Below are 14,080 nucleotides of genomic sequence, written 5' to 3'. Positions count from 1 at the left end.
TAAGGGGTTATTTTGAAGGCATTGTATATTTGTGATGAGAAAGATGAATGGGGATATATAAGAGACTCATTTTCTAACTGCTTTCCCGATATTCAACTACACTGTGCAATCAGTGGTGACGATGCAATCGATTTACTAAGCTTCGAAGGTCCATTTGCTATGATCCTAATCGAAGTCTCATTAAAGAATGAGGACCCTTCTCAACTTGCTGGAAAAATTCTATCCATTACTGGTCAAAGACCTTTTATCTTCCTTGGTATGGAGGCAATGGTAAAAGAAAGGATTCCTGATGCCCTATATGCAAGAAGTGAATCTTCTTCGGCCCTTTTAAGACCTATCGAAGAAGAAGACTTTGTAACGGCCGTCAATAAAGCACTTGCTTGGGTAAAAAGTGAAGACTTTGGTTCAAGTATTGAAGAATTTGAAGAAGATGACCTTCTACCTATGAAGATTAGAGGCTTCTATCTTTTTGAAACATTGGCCTATGATGTTTATCTAGAGCTAACTCAGACTAAATATACGAAAATCATTTCTGCAAATAAGAAATACTCTCATTCAACAATCCATTCTTATGCAAGAAAGAATATTAAGGTACTTTATTTAAAAAAGAACGATTACTTAAAATTCTTAGAGGAAGGAATTGAGAACTTATTAAAAGTCTTTGAGAGTAAGAAGAAGTTAAAGCAAGAAGAGGTTATCGAAAATCAAATTAAGGCCGTACTTCTTATTCATCAATATGTGAAGACAGTTGGTGTTTCAGAGAATGTGATTAACCTATGTGACAAGGTTATTCTTTGTAGTCGCGATATTGTTCTTGAGAATAAGAAGTATCGTAACGTACTCTCTTTATTTCCAAAGAGTGGGCCATTTGATATCGCCACTCAAGCAATTATGACTCTTTATTTATCACACTTTATTTTACAAGCGCTTGGCTGGGCGTCTGAGACATCTAAGAAAAAACTTGGTCTTGCCTCTCTTTTATATGATTCAATGCTTGAGAATGAAGACCTTATTAGTATTCAATCATTAGAAGATCCACAGCTGAAAATGTTTAAAGAAGAAGAACAGGAAAATTATCGTATCCACCCTATTAAGGCAGCAGAAATAGCACAGTATTTTACAGGCTATCCTGAAGCAGACTTTGTTATCGCGCAACACCACGAAAAACCTAAAGGTGACGGTTTTCCTAATAACCTAAGTACCAATAAACTTACAGCACATTCATGTGCATTTATCTTAGCAAATAATTTTATCCTAAGACTTTGTACTAGTACTGGTGGAAAGAAGAACCTTCTCAATATCTTTAGAGAGATGAAAGAAGTTTACAACCAAGGAAACTTCAAAGACCCACTAAATGCATTACAAAGAACGATTGTGTAAGTAAAAAAAATCTTAATTTTCATTATGATTTCTCATCTAAAAAACTTCCGTTCTTTAGTTTACATTTATTGGCCCTGAGATAAACTCTATTTATTGTAAATCATACATTCAATATTAAGGAGTTTATTGATGAAAAAGTTATTATGCGCAGCTCTTTTTACAGTACTTACATCAACTGCATTTGCGGCCCATGGCCCAGCAGGTTGTGGTCTTGGTGCCGTAATCTTTGAAGGAAAGTCAGGTTTAGCTCTTAATGCTTTAGCTGGTATTACAAACGGAATCTTTAGTAACCAGACATTTGCAATGTCTACAGGAACTTTAAAATGTGAAGATGCTAAAACAGCAAGAGTTGCTGCAGTTTCATTTGTTGAAAACAATATGATTGCACTCTCTTCTGATATTGCAAAAGGTGAAGGTGAAAGCCTAGATGCTTACCTTGCCCTTATTAATGCAACTAACGCAGATAAAAGCATTTTAAAAAGTAATTTTGATCTAATCTTTGCAGACAATGCAACTGCACAGATGGTTCATGAAAATATTAAGTCTGTTTTATTAATATAAAAAAAAGAGGGAGATGCCTCCCTCTTTCTTATTTTAAAGAAATACAATGTTAAAACAAGTTATCATAATAATATCTCTTTTAATCTTAGGGCCATATACCTATGGCCAACAAAGTAATATCGAGTTTTCTTCACAATTCTTATCATTAATGCGTTATCAAAAAACACTCTTTGGTGGTTATCAGTCTGCTGTTAAATCAAAAGAATACTTTTTGGCAAAAGATGGAATGACAAACCCAACCAGTGAGCTGAATGCATCGATAAGAGAAATCACTTCCCCCCCTATTAAAGACATGAATAAGCACCCTAAATGTCTTTTTCCAGCAAGAGTGAAATTTCTAAAAAAGTATAAAAAAATACCTTCATCGATTAATTTAAAAGACTGTGAAGTCTATCAGGCCTTTGTAAAAAAACTCAGTGTCGATTCTGTTTCCCTAATTTTTTCGTCTTATTTTATAGAAAAACCTGCATCAACATTCGGTCATACATTTTTAAGGCTAAGATCAAAAACTTCTATTAAACAAAATAATGATCTCCTTGATTATGGAGTTGATTTCTCTGCCCAAGTAGACACTGTAAATCCTATTGTCTACGGATATAAAGGAATTACAGGTGGCTTTAAAGGCGAATTTACCCTTATGCCCTATTACGTGAAGGTCAAAGAATACAATGATATGGAATCTCGAGATTTATGGGATTATGAATTAAATTTATCTGATAATGAAGTCGATTATTTTCAGGCCCATCTCTTTGAAATGAATAGGGCCTATTTTGATTATTACTACCTTAGTGAAAATTGCTCTTATCATATTCTAGCATTCTTAGACGCGATAAAACCTGAATGGAAGCTTCTTGAAGAGTTGGGTATAGCGGTACCTCCTGTTGATACAGTTTATGCTCTTTATAAGAATGACGAAATTATAAGAAACGTAAAATTTAGACCGGCTTCTTATACCAAAATAAATTTAAATATCAAGAATATGGATAAGTATCAAAGTAGCCTTTTTCAAAATCTCATAAATAAGAGGTATCAATTAAGCGAAATTAAAAATAATGAAAGTGATATATTTGTCCTAGACACATATAATCTCTATGTTGATTTTGAAAATGCAGAAGTCGATACGACGACAACATTGGCCAATAAAGAAAAACTTGAATACCGAAAGCAGAAATTTCAAATCAATAAGGCAAGATCTAAATTAACCGCAAGGCCAAAGCAAATTAGCTATCAGGAGGTTTATGATAAAGCTCCCCATAAAGGACACCTAACGGGACGATTTGATATTAGAAATAATGTTGATACTAATGGAGATTATTTACAAATTGGCTGGCGTGGAGCTTTACACGATAAACTTGATACTCCAAACGGATTCCTGCCAATGAGTACGACAGAACTCTTTAGTCTAGAATTTACATATAATAAATATCAAGATCAACAATTTCGTCTAAGTGAAGTGAGGCTTGCCAATATTGAAGCTTATCGACCAGTAAGAAGCTTTGCTAATAATATTAGTTTCCAACTCGAGGTTGGATACAAAGAAAGAGAAATGTTTAGTAATCGTAACTTGAGTCCATACTTAGATCTAAATATTGGACAAGTATATGGTAGTGATAGCTTTATATTTGGACTTTTAGCAGCTACTCAGAATGCTTATATATATAATTCAAATTTAGATTATATGTTAAGCTACGGCCCAAAGCTATTCTTTGTTTATAGTCACGATAAATACTCTATTCATAGCTCCTACCAATACCTATTTCGTAATCAGTCGAAATTTAATAAGACACAAGAAGTTGAATTTGAAAGTCGTTATCACTTAAATAAGAAAATGAGTTTTAAAATTGGATACGAATATTTAGATAAGTTTTATCAACAAGGTTATGCAGGACTAAATCTATTCTACTAGCTTCATATCTTATATTTTAATATTTGCCAGTGTATTGATAATTTTCTTATAAGTGTGCTTTGTGAAGCGCTCTTTTAGTTTTTCCATTATCTCTTCAACATTTACAGGAACTTTATTTTCAATTTTTTGATAGATCTCTTCCGTAAAGGCTTCAGCGATAATAAGAACTTTTGCTAGTGGTGAAATATCATCTTTATAGCTTGTGGCAAAACCTTGACCATTAGGAGTACCATGATGCTGCATAATAATAACATCTGCACCTAGAGGACAACCTGGATAGCGTCTAATAGCATCTGCTGCCTCACTTGCATGATTGATAATAATTTCTTTTTCATCTTCAGTGATATTTGGATCAAAGATAAGCTTATCCTCATACATTAGATCAGGATGTTTTTTGTAGATTTGAACTAGATACATATCATGAAAATAAAGAACAAATTTTAACTTCTCTTTGTGCGCATCACCGCCCCATTCAACATTATCGAGAATATGAGTAGAAACGTAACCTGCAATAATTGAGTGACTATAGAGAAATCCAGACTTTAGTGCCGCAAGGTCTTTAAGCAGAGATTTAAGATCAGGAACATCCTCAATAACCTCTTCCATTGTATCCATACACATCTGCGATAGTTGAATGACTTCTTTTGTAACTTCTTGATCTTCAAATAATTGTTCAGCAACAGCATCAATACTTTGTTCAACAAAGTCTAAAGATTCCTGTTGTGGAGTCTCTGGAGTTATTTGCTCCATACTTTCTATAAGTAGTTGAGTAACTTTTTTTGTGAAAGCAAAACGCTCTTTAGCTGGTATGAGTAAATTTGATACACCTTGATCAAGGAATTCTCTTACCTTTGGCCACACATCACTCTCTTTATCAAAGATTTTAGTTGGAGCAGATTGGCCATTATTTTCTAGCATATAATACGTGTCACAGAATGCTTTCTTAAATGGGAAGAAAAGTCGGATTGGCATCTCATATAAGTCTTCAGTAATAACTGCTAAGACCTCTTTTGGATTCATTCCAAGTGATTTGAAAATATTTTGAATAATTCCAGGAATATCAAATTGGTTTTTAACGATATGATTCTCATCTGGGATCAAGTCACCTTCACCAATTACAATAGAAGGAATATCTCGGTCGTTTTCAATGCAGTTATGATATGCCAATAATGCAGTATCCTCTCCATCAATACTTGCCATCGTAACTAATACATCAATTGCCACATCAGGATCTTCAATATGAATCAACGCCTTGTCTAAGCTCGATTCAAAAATAAGGTTCAACTCTGTATAGGTTTTCAAATTAACGCTATAAATTGAATTTAAGACCTCATTATCGCAGATAATTAATGCAGTTTTCACAAATTCCTCTTTAAATGATATTCTACAGATATTGTAGCATATACAATTACAGATAGTTAGCATTACAAACCAAAAGGAAAAAAATGCATTTGAATAAGAAAAATTTAGTAACAGGAAAAATTGTTGAGCGCTACAAGCGCTTCCTGCTCGATTTTAAACTAACTAAGAAATTCAAGGATTACGATAAGAATGAAATTCATACAGCTCACTTGGCCAATACAGGGAGCATGAAAAGCTGTTGGGAACCTAATTGGAAGGTTTTAATGACCCATAGTGATGACCCAAAGAGAAAACTTAAGTTCTCTGCTCAGATGATCTCAAATGGAGAATCATGGATCATGGTCAATACTGGATTAACAAATAAACTTGTTCAAGAAGCATTAGAAAATGGCGCTATAAAGGAGCTTTCAAAATATTCTCACTTTAAAAGCGAAGTAAAAATTGGAAAAAGTCGTATCGACTTTCTACTTAGCAATAAAGAGATTGATAAGAAAAACCTTGAGTTAGATAACTCACAAGTAAAGTACAACTTTGTGGAAGTAAAAAATGTTACTCTAAAAGTTGATGATCAAGCACAATTTCCAGATGCTGTATCCACAAGAGGACAAAAGCATTTAGAAGAGTTAATGCAATTAAAAGAACAAGGCCATGAAGCAACCATGCTCTACGTTGTTTCAAGGGAAGATATTAAAAGCTTTAATGTAAGCGATGTGGACAAAAGATATAAAGAGCTTCTCCATGAGGCCAAGAAAAAAGGAGTTAAAATCCTCGCCTATCAGCTAAGTATGAATGAAGAAGAAATAAAATTAGCAAAGAAAATTCCAATCAAATTATAAGTTTGTTGATTCAATCTTTTCAATTTGACCAATAATACTTGAGTAGACCTTACTCTCAGTTGGAATCTTTGTTAGTAGTTCTCCAAACTTAAGATAATTCTCTTTAGTAATAAAACGAGACATCTGAGTTGCAAGGATAGAGTCACTTGAAGCAGGAGAAGCTTGTATTTCACTAATTATCTGATCACTTACCTTATGCTTAAAGCTTTCGGACTTAGAATAACGATCTAGCTCATGAATTAGTAAATTAGTAAGCTCTCGATTTTGAGATTTCTTTGCAAGCTTAACGATAGCATTAAGAGACCTAATATCACTCTTTTGAGTACTTAATAATAAAACTGAATTCTTCTTTAGTTCATCATGTGGAATATCAATTAGATCAAGGGCCGTTGTAACAATAGAATGTGACCTAAAACCTCTTTTAAGTGTGAAACTATAAAGCTTATTAACCTTATCACTAATCTTTGAAGCAACTAATTGCTCATAACGATCATAGTTTTCAGAAACTTCATCACTTTTAAAGTATTCATCACAGATAGTGCGCAAGCATGATTTTAAATGAGAAAGAGATTCTTCATATGACTTATAAATATGCATATCTTCAACTCTTCTCTTCTTTAATGCTCGTGTGTTAACATCATCAGAAATCGAAGCAATTGTTCTTTTAACGAAATCAGGTGAGCGATCCACATGCTTATACGGATTCGTTCCTTGACCAATTTCTTGCATAATTGTTGTTTCGATATCACTGCTTGTTAGAAAAACAGCCCCACATATAGAAGCGAGAACGACAGTGTTGATAAAGCTCTTTATCATTGCTTTCCTTTAATATTAACCAACCTAATCACTTGTCGGTCAAGATCAAGAAAATATTAAGCAATACTTTATCTCTCGCTCTAAAAATCAAGCACTTATAGCGCTTTTCTTTGATAATAATTTATGAGTTCATCAATAGACTTTAACTCAAGACGAGCCAAATCACTTTGAATTGATTCATTTATAGAAGAAAGTAATTTAGGTCCTTGAAAAATGAAAGCTGAATAAATTTGTAGTGCTCGCCCCCCAGCTCTCCAATACTCAACCACATCATTGTAGCTAGCAAAACCACCAACACCGATAAATTCAAGTGAGGGATAGTTTTTAATCTTTTCTAAACAGGCCTTACGAATATTATGTGCTTTCTTATAAAGAAGCTTTCCGGAAATGCCACCAACTCCCCTTTCTGGCATAATCGTTGTATTCGTAGCGATAATACCTGTTAGATGAAACTTAGCAGCTGTTTCTAGAATTGCATCGATCTCATCCATTTCAATATCTGGTGCTATTTTTAGATAGAGATCCACCTCTTCTTCTTTCCTATCTAAGGCCTTAAATAATTTCTCTAACGCATCTTTTGTTTGGTGAGAACGAAGGCCAGGAGTATTAGGAGAAGATACATTGATGACAATATAATCCGCTATATCCTTAAACTTTTGATAAAGAAGTCCATAATCCTTAGGAGCTTCTTCATCAGGTGTTGTTTTATTTTTGCCAATATTGACGCCTAGAGGAATACTTAGGCCTTTTGATTTTAGCTTTAATACTTGCTGATACATAAAGTCTGAGCCCAGATTATTAAAGCCCATACAATTTCTAATAGACTCTTCTTCTATGTAGCGAAAAAGCCTTGGCCTTTCATTTCCGATTTGTGGACGAGGTGTAACAGTTCCAACTTCAATAGCGCCAAAGCCAACTTGAGATAAGAATTCATAGGCCCTTGCATTCTTATCAAGCCCAGCAGCAAGTCCAACGGGAGACTTCCACGTTAGGTTCCCAACTTTTAAACATGTTTTGGGATCAATATGAGTATTAAATAAAGATGCAAAAAGAGGAAAGCTCTCCATTAACTTTATCGTTAAATCATGAGCATCCTCGGCATCGAGTTTAAAAAGAAGAGATTTTAAAGCTGAATAAACCATTAGTATAACTTTACAAAGTCACCTTCGTGAACAGAGCCCCCAGAATGGAGAATACCAATTGAAGCATCAGGTCCAACATAGTCAATGATCTCAATAGTTCCCTTCACTTCACCTTTAGAAACACCAATTAGAGCTCCAGTTTCAGGATCATAAATATCAACACCTTCTGTCACAACTTTTAAGACGTCACCAATATTAAGTCCTGAATCTCGTCCAGCATTAACATAGATATTATTTCCTATAATCTTTGCAACACGACCAACCCATTCAAGCTTTGCGGCCGTATCTAGGATTCGAGGAATAGACCTTCTAACTGCAACCTTAACGACATACCTTAGAAGGTCTTGTCTATATTTTGATTTAGATTGTTGATCTGATTTAAAAAATCGATAACTCTTATCATCAGCATAACCATTTAAGGTGTCAGTATAGATTTCTTTATTTGAATTTACATCAAAGATGCGGATTTCGACTTTTGCCTCACTATAACTCTTTGTACTTCTAACAAAGCCAACCTCATCTGATTTTTCTCTGACTCGGGCCTCAATGATACGCCCAAAAATCACAAAGTTAATTCCTTCACCTTTGGCCTTTCTTGTCATCTGTACAAGCTTAGATCCACCTTGTGAGTAAACCTGTTTTGAGGAACCAAAAAGTCTTGCAGACATTGGATCAACAATAAATTGACCTGTTCGATTTATTTCTCGTCTAAGCTCTTCTGTTGCCACAACACCAAGATCCTGGCCTCCAAACGGTGACTCATTGAAAAAAGTTAAAAGGGCAACTTTCTTCTTAACACCTGTAAAGTGTGTCCTCTCCATTGGTCTCGCTTGACGTCCACGATTATCTCTTCTTTGAGGTGGAGCAAGCAGTGAACAAGAAGTTGCTAAGATTAATAAAATTGGTAAAAAATACTTCCTCATAACTCTTATGCCTTATTACTGTCTCTTTGATTCAACTTTTTTTGTTAATGGACTTTCATTATTATGAATAACATTAAAAACAAATGGAAGAGTATCATCTCTTTTTACGATGGCCTCATCACCAAGTTTAACTGTTTTAAACTTTTCTAAGACTTCCATTGCCTTATCTTTATCACCAGAAAAAGTGATTGTTATATTAACAACATTACGAAGAGTTGCAGAAATTTGAGGATCAAAGAAATAAACAACACCTTCTTCTTTCAGCATTCCTGCAAAATCAAAAGCTTCATTAATATTTTTCGTATTTTTTAATACGATCTCAAATGAGTTCTTGATAGAGACTTTTTCTTTAACAGTTCTCTTTAATGACTTCATTTCACTAATTGGAAGCTGATAAACAAAACTTGCGATCTCAGAGCTTTGCTTATGAGGATCTTTTGTCGAATACTCCTGAGAAGCTGGAGCAAAATCAGTAAAAGTAACCACAGCCCCATCACGTAAGTCAGTTAGAACAAAACCACCAAAGGTTTTAATATTAATGAGCTGCTGCTTTTCGTCCTTGTACTCTTTAGATAATGTAATATCTAAATTCATCATAAGAGAGTTTCTAAGTTCATTTTGGCGTGAGCCAAAAATAGCAGTGTCATTGCCCTCTCTTAATTGAGCAAGGGGCTGTTTTAAATGCTCATAGATTTCTTGTCGAGTTGACGGGTTTACAACTTCAATACCATCTAGGAAAACACCACCAACACTGGCAGAAAGCTCTTGTAACCAATGCTCTTCAACAACATCAGTAAATTTTGATTTTGAGCTTACACCGACTTCTTCCCAAGTCAGATCATTTAACTTGTAATTGATATTCAAATATAGTCTTGAGAATGTACGGTTCTTACCTGTACCAATAAATCGATAGTAGATCTCTGAAACAAGTTTACGATTAACTTTAGCGTTAATTGTAATGTAGTGAGTATCTGCTCGAGATAGAGACTTCGACATCTTCTTAATCACATATGAAGTGATAATAGAATTGAACTTTCCATAAGAAGCTTGTGAAGTAAGTTTCTTATATCGAAGTCCTCGATCGTATCGATCTTTTTGGGCAGCACTTAATTGAACAGGATTCCCCTCTTCATCTACTGCACCAAATTTTTGATCATAATTTTCTTTTATAGGAGCAAAGTGCTCTTCAAACTTTGTTTCGTAATTTTGCCAAAATGTTTTTCGATCAAGGCCAAGTTTTTGAAGTTCTGAATCTAATACATTACGAACTGTATTGGCATAAAGTTGCTTTTTTATGAAAGAGAGGGTGTCACCTGGCTTTGATGTGAATTGACCCTTCGCTGTTACACTGGCCGCATAAGTCGCACTTGTGCCTAAAAAAGCGAGTAAAATTATCAGTTTTCTCATATCCATCCCTAGATTTATTCTAATCTTTAATAACTTACGTGTTTATTTTACCTTACATCACTGATTTTTCCATCAATAATAAACTTCACCGCGTCTGCATCAAAAATCTCATTAATTTTCGCGGCCATCTGTGGCGTTGGGTTAACAAGATAATCACTTCCAAGTGGCATACGGGCCTTACCATTTTCATGTTCAAAAATAATATGCAGTGGAACAGTCCCTCTATGACCTAATATTGTTTGCTTAAGACGGTTTAGACGGCCTTCATTTAGTGAACCTGTATCAACATTTAGTCTAACTGATGACACTCGCTCCTCGGCCTGTTCTTTAAGTTTTTGTATCTTAGATGGGAAGAATTTTCGCGGTTCTTCTGCCAGGTTCACTTGTCCAGTCATAATGAGAGGATCATCTGTTGCCAGAATTTCTTCATACTGAACAAAGGTCTTTGGGAAAATGATACATTCAATCTTACCCGACAAATCTTCTAGGGTAGCAAAACACATGCGATCCCCTTTCTTTGTCATGATATTCTTACGTTCAACAATCATCCCCGCAAGAACCATATCCCTTTTTGACTGCCCATCAATATCTTGAATCTTCCCAATTGGCATCGATGCCATTTGTTCAATAACACCTTGGTAGCGATCAAGCGGGTGACCTGAAACATAGACTCCGATTAGCTCTGCTTCTTGAAGGAGTTTATCTCGATCATCCCAGTCGCTAACATAATCAATATCTAATTTATTTGCACCTGTATCTTCTGCACCTTCTCCAAGATCAAAGAGATTCGTTTGTCCCATCTCTTTTTCTTTTTGACGCTTTTGAGCAAAGGCAACAACCATCTCCATATTCTCAACCATCGTTCGACGATTAAGTTCTTTTTCACAACCATCAAATCCACCAACGCGAATTAATGCTTCAATAGTTCTCTTATTAACTTGGCGTAAATTTACACGCTCACAGAAGTCAACAAAGCCAACGAATGGCCCATTTTCTGTACGCTCTCGAATAATTTCTTCGACAGCACCTTCACCAACACCCTTAATGGCACCCATACCAAAACGAAGGTTTCCATCAACAACGTTAAAGAGCCAAAGGGACTCATTAACACAAGGAGCAAGCACTTCAATATCATGCTTTCTAGCATCGTTAATAATTGTCGTGATCTTATCTGTATTAGAAAGTTCTGTACTTAGAAGACCTGCATAGAACTCTGGTGGATAATAAGTTTTTAAGAATGCTGTTTGATAAGCAATATAAGAATAAGCAACGGCATGTGATTTGTTAAAACCATATTCCGCAAATTTTGCCATTTGATCATAAAGAGTTTCTGCAATTTTTAGATCGTAATTTCTTTCTTTTGCACCATCTAAGAAGATTTGCTTATGGCGCTCCATCTCCTTAAGTTTCTTTTTCCCCATGGCCTTACGAAGCATATCCGCTTGTCCAAGAGAGTAACCAGCAACTTTACGAGCAATGTTCATAACCTGCTCTTGGTAGATGATGATTCCGTAAGTATCGTTTAGAATTGGCTTAAGATCTTCAAATGGATAAGTCTCTTCTTTTCGGCCATGTTTGATCTCAACGAATTCATCGTGCATTCCCGAGCCCATCGGACCTGGACGATAAAGGGCGTTAATGGCCGTAATATCATCGAGAGTGTCTGGTGAAATACGACGACATAAATCCTGCATCCCTGAAGATTCCAGTTGGAATACACCAATTGTATCCCCTTCAGAAATCAAGTCATAAACTTTCTTATCTTCGTAGTCGATTGCCTCGATATCAAAGTCAGGCATATAGTCACGCTTAATAAAGTCAGAAGCGTAGTCAATAACAGTTAGAGTTTTAAGCCCAAGGAAGTCAAATTTAACAAGTCCAATTAACTCAGAGAAGTCCTTATCAAATTGAACAACCTTCTCACCCTTTGCCCCTTTAAATAATGGACAATAATTTACAAGTGGCTCAGATGTAATGATAACACCGGCCGCGTGAATACCAGCGTGGCGATAGAGTCCTTCAAGTCTTTTTGAGATGGTAAAGATTTGGCGAATCTTAGGATCAGTTTCAATTAACTCCTGAAGTTTTGGCTCCATTTCAATTGCTTTATCAAGTGTAATTCCAATCTCATCAGGAATAAGTTTTGAAATCATATTGGCTTCAGCAAATGTTAAGTCATATACACGAGCAACGTCTTTTACAACGGCCTTTGCTTGAAGCTTACCAAAGGTAATGATTTGTCCTACTTTATCTTCACCATATTTTTGCGTTACATATTCAATTACGCGCTGGCGTCCCGCTTGACAGAAATCGACGTCAAAGTCAGGCATGGAAATACGCTCAGGGTTAATGAAACGCTCAAATAGTAAATTATATGGAAGTGGATTAATATTGGTAATCGTTAAGGCATAAGCAACGAGAGAACCTGCTCCGGAACCACGTCCTGGACCGACAGGAATTCCATTATCTTTTGACCATTGAATGAAGTCCGCAACGATAAGGAAGTATCCAACGAATCCCATTTGCATAATGAGATCCATCTCATACTGGAGACGCTCATAATACTTTGGTTTCTGCTCTTCCCAATCCGGTTGGTTAACAATATTTCTAAACTGAGGTCCATCAAAACGAGCTTGAAGTCCTTCTCTTACCTCTCTTATGAAATACTCATCAAGAGTTTCACCTGTATCAATTTCAAAATCAGGTAGATGATAAATTTGATTTCCATCATCATCATGCCAAGAAAGTTCAACATTACACTTATCTGCAATTTCGAGAGTATTGTCACAGGCCTCTGGGCAATAATGAAAAGCGGCACGCATCTCTTCTGGTGATTTGTAATAAAATGCATTTGAAGTCATGCGCATTCTATTCTCATCGGCGTAAGTCTTACCTGTTTGAATACAAAGTAGAACTTCTTGTGCAGTTGCATCCTCTGGCGTCATATAGTGAGAGTCATTAGTTGCAACTAATTTGATATTATTTTTCTTAGCAAAGTCGATAACCTTTTCGTTAACAATTTTTTGCTCAGGAATACCGTTTTCTTGAATTTCTAAATAGAAGTCTTCCGGTCCAAAAATATCGCTTAGTTTCTCAATTGCACGTATGGCCTTTTCATCTTGACCAGTAAAGAAGTTATAACCAACCTCACCTTTTAAACAAGCAGTCGTACAAATGAGACCTTCTGAATATTCACGAAGTAATTCTACATCCGCTCGAGGCTTATAGTAGAAACCTTCAAGGTAGGCTTTTGATAGAAGCTTACATAGGTTTTGGTAACCAGTATTATTTTTAGCAAGAAGAATTAAGTGGTGAATTTGTCTTGAAGACTCTTCAGCATCTTGAGAGCTAATATTAGCAGACTTCTTGGCAGCACGACGATCAAAACGAGAACCAGGAGTAAAATAAATTTCAGAACCAAGAATTGGTTTTATACCTGCATCTTTACAACGAGTGTAGAAATCAATAGCACCAAACATATTTCCGTGATCCGTTTGTGCGATTGCAGGAACACCAAGCTTTTGAGCTTCAGGTATTAAATCCTTTAAACGGATCGCTCCATCCAGTAGTGAATACTGTGTATGAAGGTGTAAATGTACAAAACTATCAGGGTGTGTTTCTTTTAATGATTTCTGAATTTCGTTGGCTTCGGTAGTGTCATTCGATTCGATGTTACTATCTTGTTCCATGGATTCCTCAAAATGTCTTATTTTATTAGTGTGTTGTGCATTTAATTATCCCATTTTC

10 protein-coding genes are annotated in these 14,080 nt (G+C 35.5%); 4 read left to right on the top strand and 6 right to left on the bottom strand.

Features of this window, described 5'->3' with window-relative positions; genetic code table 11:
* Window positions 1–12: 12 nt before the first annotated feature.
* The 3 genes from BALOs_RS05985 (at window position 13) to BALOs_RS05975 (ending at window position 3,847) form a co-directional block, all read left to right on the top strand.
* Window positions 13–1,380, top strand: a complete 1,368-nt coding sequence (locus BALOs_RS05985; protein WP_120404597.1) for a hypothetical protein — start codon at window positions 13–15, stop codon at window positions 1,378–1,380.
* A 129-nt stretch (window positions 1,381–1,509) separates the two neighbouring features.
* Complete coding sequence (locus BALOs_RS05980; protein WP_120404596.1) at window positions 1,510–1,941, top strand: DUF3015 family protein; 432 nt, start codon at window positions 1,510–1,512, stop codon at window positions 1,939–1,941.
* Between the two features lie 46 nt (window positions 1,942–1,987).
* Window positions 1,988–3,847, top strand: a complete 1,860-nt coding sequence (locus BALOs_RS05975) for a DUF4105 domain-containing protein (RefSeq protein ID WP_120404595.1) — start codon at window positions 1,988–1,990, stop codon at window positions 3,845–3,847.
* Window positions 3,848–3,856: 9 nt separating this feature from the next.
* Here BALOs_RS05975 and BALOs_RS05970 read toward each other — a convergent pair whose 3' ends face one another.
* Window positions 3,857–5,209, bottom strand: coding sequence for a hypothetical protein (locus BALOs_RS05970; protein ID WP_114706335.1), 1,353 nt, complete (start codon window positions 5,207–5,209; stop codon window positions 3,857–3,859).
* 89 nt (window positions 5,210–5,298) lie between these two features.
* Here BALOs_RS05970 and sfsA point away from each other — a divergent pair, with 89 nt between their 5' ends.
* Entirely contained in the window at window positions 5,299–6,045 is a 747-nt protein-coding gene (sfsA, locus tag BALOs_RS05965) for a DNA/RNA nuclease SfsA (RefSeq protein ID WP_162929575.1), read from the top strand.
* Here sfsA and BALOs_RS05960 read toward each other — a convergent pair.
* The 5 genes from BALOs_RS05960 to dnaE all read right to left on the bottom strand — a co-directional run bounded on the left by BALOs_RS05960 (window position 6,040) and on the right by dnaE (window position 14,022).
* On the bottom strand, window positions 6,040–6,861 hold the full coding sequence (locus BALOs_RS05960) for a hypothetical protein (protein WP_120404593.1): 822 nt from the start codon (window positions 6,859–6,861) through the stop codon (window positions 6,040–6,042). The genes sfsA and BALOs_RS05960 overlap by 6 nt on opposite strands.
* A gap of 95 nt (window positions 6,862–6,956) precedes the next feature.
* Entirely contained in the window at window positions 6,957–8,003 is a 1,047-nt protein-coding gene (locus BALOs_RS05955) for a quinone-dependent dihydroorotate dehydrogenase (protein WP_120404592.1), read from the bottom strand.
* Complete coding sequence (locus BALOs_RS05950; RefSeq protein ID WP_114706339.1) at window positions 8,003–8,926, bottom strand: hypothetical protein; 924 nt, start codon at window positions 8,924–8,926, stop codon at window positions 8,003–8,005. The genes BALOs_RS05955 and BALOs_RS05950 overlap by 1 nt, the downstream gene beginning before the upstream one ends.
* Window positions 8,927–8,941: 15 nt before the next feature.
* Window positions 8,942–10,333 carry a hypothetical protein gene (locus BALOs_RS05945; protein ID WP_120404591.1) on the bottom strand — a complete coding sequence of 464 codons (1,392 nt, stop codon included), beginning with the start codon at window positions 10,331–10,333 and terminating at the stop codon, window positions 8,942–8,944.
* Window positions 10,334–10,380: 47 nt separating this feature from the next.
* The gene (gene dnaE / locus BALOs_RS05940) at window positions 10,381–14,022 is read right to left on the bottom strand and encodes a DNA polymerase III subunit alpha (protein WP_114706341.1); all 3,642 of its coding nucleotides are present in this window, start codon (window positions 14,020–14,022) and stop codon (window positions 10,381–10,383) included.
* Window positions 14,023–14,080 lie beyond the last annotated feature (58 nt).

This window comes from Halobacteriovorax sp. BALOs_7, from assembly GCF_003612895.1.
Taxonomy (GTDB): domain Bacteria; phylum Bdellovibrionota; class Bacteriovoracia; order Bacteriovoracales; family Bacteriovoracaceae; genus Halobacteriovorax_A; species Halobacteriovorax_A vibrionivorans.
The sequence above is the reverse complement of the archived record's forward strand: the minus strand, read 5'-3'. Positions and strand labels throughout refer to the sequence as shown.